The organism is Candidatus Pelagibacter sp. HIMB1321 (genome assembly GCF_900177485.1).
GTDB lineage: Bacteria > Pseudomonadota > Alphaproteobacteria > Pelagibacterales > Pelagibacteraceae > Pelagibacter.
The window spans coordinates 24,448-39,918 of the sequence record NZ_LT840186.1 but is presented as its reverse complement, the minus strand read 5'-3'; the positions used below and the strand labels follow the sequence as shown (position 1 = coordinate 39,918).

At 29.5% G+C, this 15,471-nt stretch carries 19 protein-coding genes; 9 read left to right on the top strand and 10 right to left on the bottom strand.

All coding sequences use genetic code 11. The features are described from left to right. Positions 1-8 precede the first annotated feature (8 nt). From B9N70_RS00220 to rnhA, 4 genes are read left to right on the top strand one after another with little or no spacing between them, the layout of a single operon-like run. Positions 9-944 carry a Brp/Blh family beta-carotene 15,15'-dioxygenase gene (locus B9N70_RS00220; protein ID WP_085113814.1) on the top strand — a complete coding sequence of 312 codons (936 nt, stop codon included), beginning with the start codon at positions 9-11 and terminating at the stop codon, positions 942-944. Next, positions 925-1,869 (top strand): 4-hydroxy-3-methylbut-2-enyl diphosphate reductase, encoded by a 945-nt coding sequence (gene ispH, locus B9N70_RS00215; RefSeq protein WP_085113813.1) that lies wholly within the window; start codon positions 925-927, stop codon positions 1,867-1,869. The genes B9N70_RS00220 and ispH overlap by 20 nt, the downstream gene beginning before the upstream one ends. Continuing rightward, positions 1,869-2,837: a homoserine kinase gene (locus tag B9N70_RS00210; RefSeq protein ID WP_085113812.1), complete on the top strand. Its 969-nt coding sequence runs from the start codon at positions 1,869-1,871 to the stop codon at positions 2,835-2,837. Before ispH ends, B9N70_RS00210 begins: the two co-directional genes overlap by 1 nt. Further along, positions 2,837-3,262 (top strand): ribonuclease HI, encoded by a 426-nt coding sequence (rnhA, locus tag B9N70_RS00205; RefSeq protein ID WP_085113811.1) that lies wholly within the window; start codon positions 2,837-2,839, stop codon positions 3,260-3,262. Before B9N70_RS00210 ends, rnhA begins: the two co-directional genes overlap by 1 nt. On the opposite strand, the gene B9N70_RS00200 is transcribed toward rnhA, so the two are convergent. The 9 genes from B9N70_RS00200 to B9N70_RS00155 all read right to left on the bottom strand — a co-directional run bounded on the left by B9N70_RS00200 (position 3,254) and on the right by B9N70_RS00155 (position 11,382). After that, positions 3,254-3,739 carry a peroxiredoxin gene (locus tag B9N70_RS00200; RefSeq protein WP_085113810.1) on the bottom strand — a complete coding sequence of 162 codons (486 nt, stop codon included), beginning with the start codon at positions 3,737-3,739 and terminating at the stop codon, positions 3,254-3,256. The two genes, rnhA and B9N70_RS00200, sit on opposite strands and share 9 nt — an antisense overlap. Continuing rightward, positions 3,736-5,118: a threonine synthase gene (gene thrC, locus B9N70_RS00195; protein ID WP_085113809.1), complete on the bottom strand. Its 1,383-nt coding sequence runs from the start codon at positions 5,116-5,118 to the stop codon at positions 3,736-3,738. Before thrC ends, B9N70_RS00200 begins: the two co-directional genes overlap by 4 nt. Continuing rightward, complete coding sequence (locus B9N70_RS00190) at positions 5,119-5,697, bottom strand: SURF1 family protein (RefSeq protein WP_231909397.1); 579 nt, start codon at positions 5,695-5,697, stop codon at positions 5,119-5,121. 85 nt (positions 5,698-5,782) lie between these two features. Beyond that, positions 5,783-6,571 carry a cytochrome c oxidase subunit 3 gene (locus tag B9N70_RS00185; protein ID WP_085113807.1) on the bottom strand — a complete coding sequence of 263 codons (789 nt, stop codon included), beginning with the start codon at positions 6,569-6,571 and terminating at the stop codon, positions 5,783-5,785. Positions 6,572-6,580: 9 nt separating this feature from the next. Continuing rightward, positions 6,581-7,114 (bottom strand): cytochrome c oxidase assembly protein, encoded by a 534-nt coding sequence (locus B9N70_RS00180; protein ID WP_172819931.1) that lies wholly within the window; start codon positions 7,112-7,114, stop codon positions 6,581-6,583. Positions 7,115-7,232: 118 nt separating this feature from the next. Then, positions 7,233-8,147, bottom strand: coding sequence for a heme o synthase (locus B9N70_RS00170; protein WP_085113805.1), 915 nt, complete (start codon positions 8,145-8,147; stop codon positions 7,233-7,235). Positions 8,148-8,169: 22 nt separating this feature from the next. Continuing rightward, positions 8,170-9,804 (bottom strand): cytochrome c oxidase subunit I, encoded by a 1,635-nt coding sequence (gene ctaD / locus B9N70_RS00165; RefSeq protein ID WP_085113804.1) that lies wholly within the window; start codon positions 9,802-9,804, stop codon positions 8,170-8,172. Between the two features lie 2 nt (positions 9,805-9,806). Then, on the bottom strand, positions 9,807-10,622 hold the full coding sequence (coxB, locus tag B9N70_RS00160; RefSeq protein WP_085113803.1) for a cytochrome c oxidase subunit II: 816 nt from the start codon (positions 10,620-10,622) through the stop codon (positions 9,807-9,809). Positions 10,623-10,680: 58 nt separating this feature from the next. Further along, the gene (locus B9N70_RS00155) at positions 10,681-11,382 is read right to left on the bottom strand and encodes an RsmE family RNA methyltransferase (RefSeq protein WP_085113802.1); all 702 of its coding nucleotides are present in this window, start codon (positions 11,380-11,382) and stop codon (positions 10,681-10,683) included. 16 nt (positions 11,383-11,398) lie between these two features. Between B9N70_RS00155 and B9N70_RS00150 the strand changes: the two genes are divergently transcribed. From B9N70_RS00150 to B9N70_RS00135, 4 genes are read left to right on the top strand one after another with little or no spacing between them, the layout of a single operon-like run. Then, complete coding sequence (locus B9N70_RS00150; protein WP_085113801.1) at positions 11,399-12,070, top strand: haloacid dehalogenase type II; 672 nt, start codon at positions 11,399-11,401, stop codon at positions 12,068-12,070. A gap of 1 nt (position 12,071) precedes the next feature. Next, a complete protein-coding gene (locus tag B9N70_RS00145) occupies positions 12,072-12,308 on the top strand; it encodes a CDGSH iron-sulfur domain-containing protein (protein ID WP_085113800.1) in 237 nt (78 codons plus the stop codon). Positions 12,309-12,342: 34 nt separating this feature from the next. After that, positions 12,343-13,179 carry a pirin family protein gene (locus B9N70_RS00140; protein ID WP_085113799.1) on the top strand — a complete coding sequence of 279 codons (837 nt, stop codon included), beginning with the start codon at positions 12,343-12,345 and terminating at the stop codon, positions 13,177-13,179. Positions 13,180-13,182: 3 nt separating this feature from the next. Next, the gene (locus B9N70_RS00135; RefSeq protein ID WP_085113798.1) at positions 13,183-14,154 is read left to right on the top strand and encodes a quinone oxidoreductase family protein; all 972 of its coding nucleotides are present in this window, start codon (positions 13,183-13,185) and stop codon (positions 14,152-14,154) included. Here the strand turns inward: B9N70_RS00135 and B9N70_RS00130 are convergent. After that, the gene (locus tag B9N70_RS00130; protein ID WP_085113797.1) at positions 14,151-14,555 is read right to left on the bottom strand and encodes a DUF2721 domain-containing protein; all 405 of its coding nucleotides are present in this window, start codon (positions 14,553-14,555) and stop codon (positions 14,151-14,153) included. The two genes, B9N70_RS00135 and B9N70_RS00130, sit on opposite strands and share 4 nt — an antisense overlap. A gap of 51 nt (positions 14,556-14,606) precedes the next feature. Between B9N70_RS00130 and ubiA the strand changes: the two genes are divergently transcribed. Further along, complete coding sequence (gene ubiA, locus B9N70_RS00125; RefSeq protein ID WP_085113796.1) at positions 14,607-15,470, top strand: 4-hydroxybenzoate octaprenyltransferase; 864 nt, start codon at positions 14,607-14,609, stop codon at positions 15,468-15,470. The last annotated feature ends 1 nt before the right edge of the window (position 15,471 follow it).

Here is a 15,471-nt window from a genome sequence, read left to right as displayed (position 1 = left end):
ATTTTTTTATGATAAAAAAAATAAATCTTAATCATTCATTTATATTTTTTTTACTTGTTAATATACTTATTTCTTTAAATTTAATATTTTTTAATTTTTCTATTTCCCCACTTGTATGCTTAATTTTAATATTATTAATAGGTGTTACTCATGGATCTCTAGATCATTTAAAAGGAAAAAGATTATTAGAATACTATAATATAAAGAATACTTTTTATTTTTATATTGCTTATATCTTTGTTGCTTGTTTGACTATAATTTTGTGGCTCAGCTTTCCAACATACTTACTAGCCTTATTTCTAATTGTAGCCACTTACCATTTTGGTAAGGAGGATACACAATTTTTAATAAGTTCAAATAATTACTCAAATCAATTATTTTTCACACTAAAAGGTTCATTGATTATTTTTGCACCTTTATTTTTTCATTTAACTGAAACAATTGAGTTATTTAAGTTGTTATTAATAGATGATGAAAATTTTTACTTAATATTAGGTAAATTAGAGGAGCTTAAGATATTTCTATTTGCTCTTAGCTTAAGCACTTTAGCAAATATTTATCTTTTTTTAAAAAATTATGAAATAAAGAAAATAATAATTTTTATTGATTATGTCTCAATTCTATTGGTTAACTTTTATTTTTCTCCACTAATAGCTTTCACAATTTATTTTTGTTTCTTGCATTCTATTAGGCACATGGTGAATTTAATTTTTGAATTAGATAAAGAAAATTTTTTAAATGGAGTAAAATTGTTTACGATTAAATCAGCTCCTTTAACTATACTTACAGGTATAATTGCATTGATCTCACTTTATTTTCTTAATTTTAAAGTCATATTAGATGATGCAATTATTAAAGTTATCTTTATTGGTTTGGCGTCTTTGACCTTTCCACATATATTGCTGGAATATTTATTAGAAAAAAATGAAAAACAAAAAACTTAATATACTTTTATCTGCTCCAAGAGGATTTTGTGCCGGTGTTGAAAGAGCGATTGAGATTGTAGAAAAATCATTAAAAAAATATGGCTCTCCTGTTTATGTGAGACATGAAATTGTCCATAACAAATATGTAGTTGATGATTTAAAATCAAAAGGGGCAATTTTTGTTGAGGAACTAGAGGAAATTTCTGATAAAACAAGACCTGTTATATTTTCAGCACATGGAGTTCCGAAGCATGTGTCCATAGATGCAATGAAGCACAATATGGAATATGTTGATGCTACATGCCCCCTAGTTTCTAAAGTTCATAGAGAAGCTGAAAATTTAAATAAGCTGGGATTTCATTTAATATTAATTGGGCATAAAAATCATCCTGAAGTGATTGGAACTATGGGCCAATTACCAAAAGGCTCTATTGATCTCATTCAAGATGAAAATGAGGCAGAAAATTATTCACCAAAAATCAAAGACAAAATAGCGTATGTTACACAAACCACTTTATCTGTAGATGATACAATTAATATTATAAACGTTTTAAAAAAAAAATTTCCAAACATTAAAGAACCAGTCAAAGAAGATATTTGTTACGCAACGACAAATAGACAAAAAGCTGTAAAGAATATTGCTCAAAAATGTGACATGTTTTTTGTCATTGGTAGCAGAAACTCTTCTAACTCAGTAAGACTAGTCGAGGTAGCTCAAAAATCTGGTTGTGTAGAATCTTATTTAATTCACTCAGAAAGTGTTATTCCATTTGATAAAATCAATAATTGCGAAACTATAGGTGTATCTTCTGGAGCATCAGCTCCTGAAATATTAGTGAATGATTTTTTAGATAAACTAAATCAAAAATATCAATTAGAAATAAAAGAAGTTGAAATTATCAAAGAAGATATTGTATTCAAAGTTCCGAAAAAATTAAATTAATGGCTGTATATACTAAAATAAATCATTCAGATATTTTAAACATAAATAAAATTTTTCATTTAGAGAAAATTACTAGCTTCATTGGGATTAAAAAAGGAATAGAAAACACTAATTATTTATTAAAAACAAAAAAAGCAAAGTACATTTTAACAATATTTGAAAAAAGAGTTGCTAATAAAGATGTACCTTTTTTTATGAAATTAATGGATTTATTGAATTCATCAAAAATAAATTGTCCAAAACCAATTAAAAATTTAGAAAATAAATATCTATTTAAGATTAAAGGTAAACTTGCCTGTATTGTCACTTTTTTAGATGGAAAAGACAAAAAAATTTTAACTACAAAAAATTGTTATCAGGTTGGCAAAATACTTGCGAAAATGCATCAAATCACAAAAAGATTTAAAATAAAAAGAGAAAATTCAATGGGTATGAAAAATATGCCAAAGCTTCTCGAAAGTATAAATTTTAAAAAAATAAAATTTGCTAAAAATATTAATAAAGATCTTAAAAAAACATTTGTTGAAATAAAAAAAAGCTGGCCAAAAAATTTGCCAAAAGGAATTATTCATGGAGATTTATTTATAGATAATATTTTTTTTAAAAAAAATAAAATTTCAGGGATAATCGATTTTTATTTTGCTTCAAATGAATTCTATATGTACGAAGTTGCAATATGTATTAATGCACTATGTTTTGATGATAAAAAAAATCAATTCAAAATCAATAAACATAAAGTAAATTCTTTGCTTAAAGGATATGAAAAAGTTAGAAAATTTAATTCTAATGAGAAAAAATATTTGAATATATTATGTTTGGGTTCAGCATTTAGATATCTTTTAACTAGATTGTATGATTTTTCAAACACACCAAAAACTGCACTAATTAAAATTAAAGATCCAAGAGAATATTACCAAAAACTTTTAGCTCATACTCAACTAAAAACTTTTAGAGATTATCTAAACTAATGATTGAGATTTATACTGATGGTTCTTGTTTAGAAAACCCAGGAAATGGTGGTTGGGCAGCTATAATTAATGATGATGGAAAGATTGAAAAAATTAGTGGGTCTGAAAAGAATACTACAAATAATCGCATGGAATTAATGGCTCCAATCGAAGCTTTAGGTAAGATTAACAAAAAAAAGAAAGTTAAAATTTTTACAGATTCTCAGTACGTAAAAATGGGTATTACCAATTGGATACATAATTGGATTAAAAATAATTGGCAGACATCTAAGAAGGAAGATGTAAAAAATAAAGATCTTTGGTTAAATTTATATAAGTTAACGCAATCTCTCGATATTGAGTGGCATTGGGTAAAAGCCCATGCTGGCAATACTTTAAATGAAGAAGTTGACGCTCTTGCAAAAGATGCGGCTAAATCAAACTAGTTGTAAAAAATTTTCAGCAGCTGAAATTTCACAAGAACCCGTATCTTTCTCTTCTTGTAATTTAACAACCTTTAGATCATCAATTAACATTGTGTATCTATTTGAACGTATTCCAAGACCTCGCTCACTTTTATCTACATCAGCTCCTATAGATTTGGTAAAATTTAAAAAAGGATCTCCCATCATTATAATTTTATCTTCTACTTTATGCTCTTTTCCCCATGCATCCATTACAAATGGATCGTTAACAGAAATACAAATAATATGATCTACACCTTTTTCCTTATATTGATTAAAATTATTAACATAACCTGGTAAATGTTTTGCAGAGCATACAGATGTATAAGCTCCAGGCAGACCAAATAACACTACATTTTTTCCTTTTAGTAAATCATGTAAATTTTTTTTGACTGGTGCGTTATTTTCAAAAATAAATATCTCAGAATTAGGTATTTGATCATTTTCTTTTAAATTCATTTTACTCTTTCTGTTATGTGTTTTTTTATACTTTCAAGATTATTTTCAATAATATCATAATTTTCTTTTTCACTCAAAACATATTGAAGTTCTTTTGGTAACTCTGCATTCATTTTAATTGCTTTGTTAATTGCATCTGGAAATTTTGAAGGATGAGCTGTTGCTAAAACAATATTATTGCCATCTAATTTTACTTTTTCAAATGCAGCAAAACCTATTGCTGTATGAGGATCTAAAATTAAATTATTCTTAGTATAAACATTACTTATTGTTTTCAATACTTCATTTTCATTTAAACTAGCTGACAGAAAATCTGAATTAATTTTTTTAAGAGTAGTTTCGTCAATTATGTACAACCCATCCGTTTTGATAGATTTCATTATACTACTTGTTAGTTTGTCATCTTTATTATTTAAATCATAAATTAATCTTTCAAAATTACTTGCTATTTGGATATCCATACTTGGAGATAAAGTTTCAGAAACTTTTTCTGATACATATTTTCCTTCAGAGATTGCTCTGTGTAAAATATCATTTTGATTTGTGGCAACTACCAACTTATTAATTGGCAGTCCCATTTTTTTTGCAAGGTAACCAGCATAAACATCACCAAAATTGCCTGTTGGGACTGAAAAATTTATTGGCTTTGTTTTGTCCTGAATCAAAAAATAACTGTAAAAATAATAAACACTTTGTGCAATAATTCGAGCCCAATTAATGGAATTAACTCCCGACATATTTATTGATTTAGAAAAATTCCTATCTTCAAACATTGATTTTACAAGGTTTTGACAGTCATCAAAGTTTCCATTAATAGCAATGTTAAAAACATTGTTATCTTTGACTGTAGTCATTATTTTTCTTTGCACTGATGAGATTCTATTGTGGGGGTGAAGAACAAATATATTTAAATTTTTTTTACCCTTTATTGCTTCAATTGCTGCTGCTCCAGTATCTCCAGAAGTTGCTACAACAATATTAATCTTTTCATTATTTTTTTCTAAATAGTATTCATAGAAATTTCCTAATAATTGCATCGCAACATCTTTAAAAGCTAATGTTGGTCCATGAAAAAGCTCAAGAATAAATCTGTCTTCAACTTTTATTAAATCAATCACATTATTTTTTCTGAATGAAGAATAAGATTTTTCAATTATTTTAGTCAAATCATGATCATTAATAAAATCATCAACAAATGGCGATATTATCTCTTTAGCTAATTGATTGTAATCTGAGCCTTTTAAAGAGTTTAGTTGTTCATCATTAAACTTAAATTCAACTTCAGGAACAAATAATCCACCATCATCAGCAAGGCCTTTTAGAAAGACATCCTTAAATTTGAAAACTTTTGATTTATTTCTAGTACTGACGTAGTTCATCTAATAATTTTTTTTTCTAAAATATAAATATAATAAAAGAATTGAAATCGCTAACGAAAACCAAGTTAGTGCATATTTTTTATGATTATTTGAAATATTAGCATCAATTTTTTTTGGCTTAGGAATTTGGTAATTTCCATCTAAATAAATTACATATTCAGAAAAATTTTTTCCAGTATAAGAAAATACATCATCACGGTTTAGTGTGAACCAATAATTTTTTTTAATATCATTTTTTGGTTTGAAAATATTGGCTTTATTTTGTTTCTTTAAAACACCAATTATATTTTGTTCATCTAAATTGTTTATCTCTAAAGAGTTTTTTTGATCAAATGTTATCCAACCTCGATTTATAAGATAATTTTTTGTATTTATCATAATTGGATTTATTACTTCAAACCCGGGCTTTCCTTCTTCGTTCAAATTATAGAGATAAATCTGCTTGTCATAATCAACCTCACCTGAAGTTTTTATTCTTAAAAAATTTTTCTTCTCACTATTTAACAAATCAACAGGCGGTTTAGTAAGAGAAATTTCAATTTCTGAGATAAGATTTAACTTCCAGTTTAATCTTATCATTTGCCATGTTCCTAAAGAAATAAAAATAAAAATAAAAAAGAAAACAAAAACAGAAAATAAAAACTTATATCTCAAGGATTAATGATTAACTTCCCCAGATATATATAGCTGCAAATAAGAATAACCAAACTACATCAACAAAATGCCAATACCATGCTGCAGCTTCAAAACCAAAATGATGATCTTTTGTAAAATGTCCCTTTTTTCCTCTTGCCAAACATACAGCTAAAAATATCGTTCCAACTAAGACATGGAAGCCATGGAAACCTGTTGCCATATAAAATACTGAGCCATAAATATGATCTGAAAAAGAAAATGTTGCGTGTTGATATTCATAAATTTGTAAAAGAGTAAAACAAAAACCAAGAATTACTGTTAGCCATAATCCTTGAATAAAACTTTTTCTATCACCCTCAATCAGAGCATGGTGAGACCATGTAACTGTGGTTCCCGAAAGTAATAAGATTAAAGTGTTTATTAAAGGTATGTCCCAAGGGTCAAAAGTTTCAATATCTTTTGGTGGCCAAACGTTACCAACAAATTCATTTGGAAATAAACTCACATCAAAATATGCCCAAAACCATGCTACAAAAAACATTACTTCTGAAGCGATAAACAATGTCATTCCATAACGATGATGTATTTGAACTACAGGCGTGTGATGCCCTTGATGTTCGGCCTCTATAACAACGTCTCTAAACCACATGTAAGCACCATAAATTAATAGTGCAAACCCAACATACATGCCCCATGAAACATCACTATGAAGATAATAAACTGAACCAATTGCTAAAACTAAACATGAAAATGATACATAGATTGGCCAGGGACTTGGATCTACTAGATGATAATCATGTTTTTTTTCAGCTGACATAATATGTATTTATGATTGTTTATAATAATCTGTCGAGAAAAAAGTATATGACATAGTAACGTCATGTAGATCTTTAGTTGTTGGGTCATTGACCATTTCTGGATCTAAATAAAAAGTCATCACATAAGTCGCTTTTTCACCGGCTTTTAAAACTTGTTTTTCAAAGCAAAAACAACCTAATTTGCTATAATATTTTCCTAAACTAGAAGGCGAAACATTAAAACTTGCGGTACCAGCAGTATCTTCACTGCTATAATTTTCTACCTCAAATTCTATCTTATTAACTTGGCCAACTTTTACATCTATGACATTACTTTTGGCTTTAAAATCCCATGGTAAATTATTTACATTAGTGTCAAATCTTACACTAACAACTTTATCTAATACTATGTCTGGAGCTGTTTTAGAAACTTGGGTTGTTCCTCCAAATCCTGTTACCCTACAAAATAAATCATACAATGGCACAGCGGCATATGATAAGCCAAGCATTAAAACAAAAACACCTGCCAATAAAACCGGAGTAAGATTTTTCTTTTGAATCATATTGCTCTGTTAAATACTCCCGTATTATAAAGAGTGAATAAAAATAAAAAAATCATAAAAGCAATTATTCCAATTGCAGTTAATAAGTTTTTTCTTTTAGTTTTTTTGTCCGGGACCATCATAATATTTTATCCAGTAAGAATAATACAAAAATTAAAAATAAATATAATATAGAATATCCAAAAATTGATTTTGCTTTTTTAGAGTTAAATTTATTTTTTGTATAATTATATAACTCATAACATAAGTAGTTGTAGTATAAAGTAAGCATTAATGCTGGCACTAAAAAAACTTCTCCAACAAAATTAATCCAATAAGGAAAAATTATTACTGGCAACATTAACAAGGAATATACAAATATATTTAATTTTGTGCTTTCAATGCCATTTGTTAAAGGCAACATGGGAATTTTAGCTTTTTTATAATCATCAGATTTATATAAACTTAATGCCCAAAAATGTGATGGTGTCCAAAAAAATATTATCAGAAAAAACGTTAACGGTTCAATAGATAGCGAGCCTGTTGCTATCGTCCACCCAATAACTGGTGGCAAAGCACCTGCTGCTCCTCCAATAACTATATTTTGTGGGGTTCTTCTTTTTAACCAAATTGTATAGACAAACAAATAAAACAATATAGTTGAAAGTAGCAAAATTGCAGATGCTCTGTTTGCAAAATAATCAAGAGCAACAACAGAAATGATAGATAAAGTTACTCCAAAAATGAGTGCTTGGTTTTTATTCACTTTACCAGTTGGGATTGGTCTAAGACATGTTCTAGTCATTAACGCATCTAAGTCAGACTCGTACCACATGTTTAGCGCACCAGCTGCTCCTGCTCCAATTGAAACTAATAAAATACCAATTATTGCATCCTTTGTTGAGATAATTCCTGGTGAGGTTAATAGTCCAACGGCACAAGTAAATATTACCAAGGACATAACTCTTGGCTTCATCAATTTAAATAATTCTGAAAGATTAAATAGATCTTCTTGGCTTAAAGATTTTTTCTTCAACCTTGAACTACTACTCATCTGTTTTAAATTTCAAATTTTTTTAGCCGTGAGACTTTTGAGTATCTTGATCATCCTCAAACTTTGGTAACTCTTCAAAAGTATGAAAGTTTGGCGGAGATGGTACTGTCCACTCTAAAGTCGTAGCGCCTTTTCCCCATGGATTTGCAGCTGCAGCTTTCTTTTTATAAAATGAATAAATCAGATTAATAAAGAATACCCCTAAACCTATAACTGCAACATATGATCCAATCGAAGATACATAATTCCAGCCAGCAAATGCATCTGGATAATCTGCATATCTTCTAGGCATTCCAGCTAAACCTAAGAAATGTTGTGGAAAGAAAATTAGATTAACACCAATAAACGTTAGCCAGAAATGCAACTGTCCTAACCATTCTGAATATTCATAGCCAGACATTTTACCAAACCAGTAATAGAAACCTGCAAAGATCGCAAATACCGCACCTAAAGATAAAACATAATGGAAATGTGCAACTACATAATAAGTGTCATGCATAGCTGTATCTACTCCAGCATTTGCCAAGACTACTCCTGTTACACCACCAACTGTGAACATAAAAATAAATCCTAATGCCCAAACCATTGGAGTTTTAAATGATATCGATCCGCCCCACATCGTTGCAATCCAGGAGAATATTTTTATTCCTGTTGGAACAGCAATAATCATAGTTGCGGCTAGGAAATATGCTTTCGTATCCGTACTTAATCCAACTGTATACATGTGGTGAGCCCATACAACGAAACCTACAACTCCAATTGCAACCATCGCATAAGCCATTCCAAGATATCCAAATACTGGTTTTCTTGAAAATGTTGAAACGATATGACTTATCATTCCAAAACCTGGCAGAATTAAAATATAAACTTCAGGGTGACCAAAAAACCAAAATAAATGTTGGTATAATACTGGGTCTCCACCTGTCTGAGCTTCAAAAAATGCGGTTCCAAAATTTCTATCCGTTAACAACATCGTAATCGCACCAGCTAAAACTGGTAAAGATAATAATAATAAAAATGCTGTAACTAAAACTGACCAAGCAAATAATGGCATTTTATGTAATGTCATGCCTGGAGTTCTCATATTTAATATTGTCGTAATAAAGTTAACTGCACCTAAGATTGATGAAGCGCCCGCTAAGTGTAAACTTAAAATCGCAAGATCCATTGCAGGACCTGGTTGTCCAGCTTTAGATGATAAAGGTGGATATAAAGTCCATCCTCCACCAACACCTTGTGCGCCCGGAGGGCCGTCAGCAAAAATTGACAACAGTAATAAGATAAAAGAAGCAGGCAATAACCAAAATGAAATATTATTCATTCTAGGAAAAGCCATGTCTGGTGCACCAATCATAATTGGTACAAACCAGTTACCAAATCCACCAATCATTGCTGGCATAACCATGAAGAAAATCATGATCAAACCATGACCAGTAACTAACACATTATATAAGTGATAATTTCCACCTAATATGCCATCACCAGGATGCATCAATTCCATTCTCATTAAAACTGAAAAGGCTGTTCCAATAACCCCTGCAACGATTGCAAAGATTAAGTACATTGTTCCTATGTCTTTATGATTTGTTGAATAAGCCCATCTCTTCCAACCAGTTGGAGTGTGATGATCATCGTGTGATGCAGTTTGTGTGTACATATTTATTTACTCGCTAGTTTTTTATATTTATCTTCTTCAATTATTTCTTTTGCAAATTTTACTTTAGCATCAGTTAACCATTCTTGATAATCTTCCTCTGATACTACTCTAACTTCTATAGGCATAAAAGCATGTTTAATTCCACAAAGCTCTGAACACTGCCCATAAAACGTTCCAACTCTTTCTGCTTTAAACCACGTTTCATTAATTCTTCCTGGAACAGCATCTCTTTTTACTCCAAAAGATGGAAGTGCCCATGCATGCAACACATCATTAGCTGTAATTAAAACTTTAACAACTTTGTTAACCGGTACAACTACCACATTATCAACTGCTAACAATCTAGGTTGATCTGCCTTAAGATCTTTATCTTCAAGCATGTAAGAGTCGAAAATTATATTTTCGTCGGGATACTCGTAACCCCAGTACCACTGGTATCCAACTGCTTTGATAGTTACATCTGCTTTTGGAATTCTATCTTGACTATATAAAGTCTTAAATGAAGGAACTGCTATAACAATTAAAATTAAACATGGGATTAAAGTCCATAAAACTTCAATTGCAACATTATGCGTTCTGGTTGATGGGTTTGGATTTCTTGATGCTCTAAATCTAAAACAAGCATATGCCATTAAAAATAAAACGAACACACTAATTGCAACAATTACAGGCAACAATAAATTATTGTGAAAACTAACTATGTCTCTCATAGTTTCTGATGCGCTCTCTTGGAAACCTAATTGCCAATTTTTTGGTTGATTAGCTAGAGCTTCAACTGAGCTTAAAACTGCAAGTAATGTGATTAAAATTTTTTTCATTAGAAAGTTTTATAATACCCTTTTTTTAAATTTACACTTTAGATTTCGCGACAATTTATCAAGATATTGCGTAATTTATGATTGATAATGATGAAATTACCGCCGTTTCTGATCTAAGAATATTATCATTAATTTTAATTGAAAAAACTCTCTTATATTTAAGAATCTTTTCTCTTTCTTCTTCAGAAAAGTCTCCCTCAGGACCAACCAAAACACAGATTGGTTTGGTATCAAACTTACTTTTATCTAATTTTTTATTTTCTGAATTTAAATCAGTAAAAACTAAATTAACCTCATTGGAATTTAAAAATTCATTTAAAATTTGAGGTTTACTAATATCAGGTAAATGAATTCTATTAGACTGTTCACAAGCTTCGATTATTATCTTGTTAAATCGTTCTTGATTAATTTTTCTAACAATAGATCTATCAAAAATGATTGGAATAAATTTTGTTACACCAAGCTCTGTTGCTTTTTGAATCATAAAATTTTGATAATTTGATTTAATTGGAGAAAAAGCTAACCAAATTTCTTTTTTATTTTCTTTTTGTCTAAGTTGTTTAGTAACTTTAAAATTCACAATACCTTTTATAACTTCAGTTGTTACTGCTTCCCACTCTCCGCTAATATTAAAAAGTGAAAATGGTTTATCATTTTCAATTCTCATTACTTTTAAAAGGTAATGTGATTGAGATTTATCTAATTTACTTTCAAAATTAATTGTTAAACTTTCTGGAAAAAATAATCTAATATTACTCACATAATAAAGTTTAATTATGAAAAATATTAAAGCAATAATTTTTGATGCATACGGAACATTATTTGATGTCAATTCTGCAGCTCAAAAGTGTAAAAATAAAATTGGAGACAAATGGGAAGCTTTTGCAAATTATTGGAGAACTAATCAATTAGAATATACATGGCTTAGAAGTTTAATGAATAGACATAAAGACTTTTGGCAAATAACAGAGGATAGTTTGGATAAGTCAATGAAAGCTTTCAACATAGATACTTCAATGAAAAATGAGTTATTAGATCTTTATAAAATTCTTTCTCCTTTTGAGGAGGTTTCAAAAGTTTTGAAAGATTTAAAAAATGAAAATTTAAAATTAGCAATTCTATCAAATGGATCACCATCTCTTCTAAAAGAACTTGTTGAAAGTAATAATCTTGAAAATATCTTTGATGATTTATTTTCTATTGAAGAAGTTGGTATTTATAAACCAGACTCTAAAGTTTATGATTTGCCAATTAAAAAATATCAAATCCAAAAAAATGAAGTTGCTTTTTTAAGTGCCAACACTTGGGATGTATCAGGTGGTGGAAATTATGGTTTTAATTCAATTTGGGTGAATAGAAATAATAATATTTTTGATAATCTTGATTTTAAACCAGAGTATGAAATAAAAAGTCTTGTTGAATTAAAAAATATTATAAAGAGGGATTGAAATGAATAAAGGTGAAAAAGCAGGATCTAGCCCAATTGGAATAGTAGTTGAAGAGGGAAAATCATATTTTTGGTGCACTTGTGGTAAGAGTTCTAAACAACCATTTTGTGATGGCTCTCACAAAGGAACTGAGTTTACTCCTTTAGCTTATAAAGCAGAAGAAAGTAAAAAAGTATTTTTTTGCACATGCAAACAAACTGATGACCAGCCACTTTGTGACGGCTCTCATAATAGATAATTGAAATTAAAGTTTTAGTCATTACATAAATAGAATGTCAAATATAGAAGTAAGTAAAATTATTGATCCTATTCCAGCATCCGATGGGGCTGGGGTTAAATTAAAAAGAAGCATTGGTGTTGAGCCAAATTACTTTGATCCTTTTTTAATGCTAGATGAATTTGGATCAGAGAATAGTGAGGATTATATTGCTGGATTCCCCCCTCATCCACATAGAGGGATAGAAACAGTAACTTATATGCTTGCAGGAGATTTTGAACATAAAGATAGCACAGGTGGTGAAGGTAGAATGACTGCCGGAGATGTTCAGTGGATGAAAACTGGAAGTGGTATAATTCATTCTGAAATGCCTGCAATGAAAGAAGGGAAACTTCACGGGTTTCAACTTTGGATCAACATGCCAGCAAAACTAAAGATGAGTAAACCAGAATACATTTATATTGATGCAGATAAAATGGCTGTTCATAAAGATGATGAAAAACAAGTTAAAGTTATAGCTGGTAAATTTGAAAAAGCTGAAGGTCCAGTTAAAAAACATAATGTTGAACCAACTTATTTTGATGTGGAGTTAAAAAAAGATAAAGAATTCAACTATAACTTACCAAGCACTCATAATACTTTTATTTATTTGATAAGTGGTGAAATTAAAATTGGTGAACAAGATCACGATAAAGTTAAGGATAGTACTTTAATATTGTTAACTAAGGGTGAAAACTTAAATGTTAAAGCTTCAACAGATGCTAAGTTTTTAGTAATTTCAGGTAAACCAATTAATGAGGAGATTGCAAGAGGTGGTCCTTTTGTAATGAACACTAAAGCAGAAATCTTGCAAGCAGTTCAAGATTATCATAATGGTACTTTTGTAAAATAAATTATGAAAGCTGTTACATTTAAAAAGTTTGGTGGACCAGAGGTTTTGGAAATCCAAGATATTGCAATTGGTAAACCGGGTCCAAAAGAAGTTTTAGTTAAAAATTTATCTATTGGTTTAAATTTTATTGATACTTATCACCGATCAGGTCTCTACCCTATTCCCCTACCAAGCGGAATTGGCTTGGAAGCTTGTGGAGAAATTGAAGAAGTTGGATCTGAAGTGAAATTATTTAAAGTTGGTGATCGTGTAACTCATGCATCAATGCCAATTGGTGCTTATGCTGAAAAACAAATTATGCCTGAAGACAAATTAGTAAGTGTTCCAGATGGAGTTTCAAATGAAGTTGCCTCTTGCATTACTTTAAAAGGAATAACTGCAGAATATTTACTACATAGAGCGTATCCACTTAAGAAAGGTGATAAAGTTTTATACCATGCAGCTGCTGGTGGCCTTGGTCAAATTTTATGCCCGTGGGCAAATGCTCTTGGTGCAGAAGTGATTGGTACAGTTGGCTCTAAAGAGAAAGAAGAGATTGCAAAGAAAAATGGTTGTCATCACGTAATAAATTATACTGATAAAAACTTTGTTGAAGAAGTTGAAAAAATTGTAGGTAAAAATGGAATTGATGTAGTTTACGATGGTGTTGGTTTAAAAACATTTGAAGGATCAATAGAAGTTTTAGAAATCAGAGGAATGATGGTAGCTTTTGGAAATGCATCTGGATATGTGGATACTATTGATGTTAAAAAACATATTAACACAAAAGGATTATTTTTTACTAGACCATCAATTGCTCATTACACAGTTAAAAGAGAAGAGCTAGAAGAATCGGCTAAAAAAGTTTTCGATGCAGTTTTGAGTAAAAAATTTACAGTTGAGATTTCAAAAAAATATTCTCTTGATGAAGCTCAAAAAGCTCATGAAGATCTAGAGGGAAGAAGATTAACTGGTCCTGCAGTTATAATACCTTAAGAAACATCAACATCCATATCAGACATATGAAGCTTAAGTGCATTAGTTGATATATGTATTTCTCTAATGAAAAATAAAATTGAGATAATCATAGATAAACAACACGATCCAAATATCATTCTAGCTATAAATAGCTCATCCAAATAAAGTGCAAAGACAGTAAGCATGTTAAAAAGAAATCCAAAAGATGCAAAAAGTATAGTCCACCTCAAAAGTGTTATACGTCCACTTAAATTGATAAACTGTTTTTTCCACTCAGGTGGAATATGCTTTTCATAAACATGCTCATCATGAAGTTGTCTGATCAAAATACTTAACGAGTGAAACCGGTTACTGTAAACGCTCATTAACAAAGGAATTGCAGGGAACATTAATGCTGTAACGGTATAGTCTATATTCATGCGAATCAGTTTGATTATCAAACTTCTCTTTGTTATTTACAACAGAATTTTATGGATCAAATTAAACTTTTCATTGAACTTACAAGATTTAAAAAGCCAATTGGTTATATGCTCCTTTTTTGGCCATGTGCTTGGGGATTGTCGATAGCTTATGATTTTAATGGAGAAGTAACTACATATATTTTTTATATTTTACTTTTTTTAACCGGTTCAGTTTTAATGAGATCAGCTGGTTGTATTGTAAATGATATTTTTGATAAAAATTTTGATAAAAAAGTTTTTAGAACTAAAAATAGACCAATTGCATCAAAAAAAATTTCTGTAAAAAAGGGAATCTTTTATTCTTTATCATTATGCTTTTTAGCATTTATAGTTTTAATTCAATTTAATAATTTCACAATTCTATTGGCATTTGGCTCTATGCCTCTAGCATTCACTTATCCATTAATGAAAAGATATACATACTGGCCTCAACTTTTTTTAGGTGTAACTTTTAACTACGGTCTTATACTTGGTTGGACTTCTGTCACAGGTGAATTGAATTTAATTCCTTTAATTTTCTATGTAGGTGCAATTTTTTGGACATTAGGCTATGATACTATTTATGGATTTCAAGATATTGAGGATGATGAAATTATAGGGCTAAAATCTACTTCAATCAAATTTAAACAAATCCCAGGTCTATTCCTGACAATTTCTTATTTAATATTTTTTATCTGCTTAATAATTGTTGGAACTTTACTTATGCTAAACTTAGTATTTTATTTCATTTCAATAGTAATTGGTTTTCAATTATTTTTTCTGCAAATAAAAAAATTGGACATAAAATCTTCTAAAAACTGCTTATCAATATTTAAATCCAACAATATCATTGGTTTTTTAGTTTTTTTAAGTTTAGTTTTGGGTAAAATTTAGT

Excerpts from the sequence above, each read along its gene's own strand:
- B9N70_RS00130 (WP_085113797.1), bottom strand. The coding sequence starts at position 14,555 with ATGAATATAGACTATACCGTTACAGCATTAATGTTCCCTGCAATTCCT.
- B9N70_RS00140 (WP_085113799.1), top strand. The coding sequence starts at position 12,343 with ATGTCAAATATAGAAGTAAGTAAAATTATTGATCCTATTCCAGCATCC.
- thrC (WP_085113809.1), bottom strand. The coding sequence starts at position 5,118 with ATGAACTACGTCAGTACTAGAAATAAATCAAAAGTTTTCAAATTTAAG.
- ctaD (WP_085113804.1), bottom strand. The coding sequence starts at position 9,804 with ATGTACACACAAACTGCATCACACGATGATCATCACACTCCAACTGGT.
- B9N70_RS00150 (WP_085113801.1), top strand. The coding sequence starts at position 11,399 with ATGAAAAATATTAAAGCAATAATTTTTGATGCATACGGAACATTATTT.
- ispH (WP_085113813.1), top strand. The coding sequence starts at position 925 with ATGAAAAACAAAAAACTTAATATACTTTTATCTGCTCCAAGAGGATTT.
- ubiA (WP_085113796.1), top strand. The coding sequence starts at position 14,607 with ATGGATCAAATTAAACTTTTCATTGAACTTACAAGATTTAAAAAGCCA.
- B9N70_RS00210 (WP_085113812.1), top strand. The coding sequence starts at position 1,869 with ATGGCTGTATATACTAAAATAAATCATTCAGATATTTTAAACATAAAT.
- B9N70_RS00200 (WP_085113810.1), bottom strand. The coding sequence starts at position 3,739 with ATGAATTTAAAAGAAAATGATCAAATACCTAATTCTGAGATATTTATT.
- rnhA (WP_085113811.1), top strand. The coding sequence starts at position 2,837 with ATGATTGAGATTTATACTGATGGTTCTTGTTTAGAAAACCCAGGAAAT.
- B9N70_RS00135 (WP_085113798.1), top strand. The coding sequence starts at position 13,183 with ATGAAAGCTGTTACATTTAAAAAGTTTGGTGGACCAGAGGTTTTGGAA.
- B9N70_RS00170 (WP_085113805.1), bottom strand. The coding sequence starts at position 8,147 with ATGAGTAGTAGTTCAAGGTTGAAGAAAAAATCTTTAAGCCAAGAAGAT.
- B9N70_RS00190 (WP_231909397.1), bottom strand. The coding sequence starts at position 5,697 with ATGATAAGATTAAACTGGAAGTTAAATCTTATCTCAGAAATTGAAATT.
- B9N70_RS00220 (WP_085113814.1), top strand. The coding sequence starts at position 9 with ATGATAAAAAAAATAAATCTTAATCATTCATTTATATTTTTTTTACTT.
- coxB (WP_085113803.1), bottom strand. The coding sequence starts at position 10,622 with ATGAAAAAAATTTTAATCACATTACTTGCAGTTTTAAGCTCAGTTGAA.
- B9N70_RS00180 (WP_172819931.1), bottom strand. The coding sequence starts at position 7,114 with ATGATTCAAAAGAAAAATCTTACTCCGGTTTTATTGGCAGGTGTTTTT.
- B9N70_RS00145 (WP_085113800.1), top strand. The coding sequence starts at position 12,072 with ATGAATAAAGGTGAAAAAGCAGGATCTAGCCCAATTGGAATAGTAGTT.
- B9N70_RS00185 (WP_085113807.1), bottom strand. The coding sequence starts at position 6,571 with ATGTCAGCTGAAAAAAAACATGATTATCATCTAGTAGATCCAAGTCCC.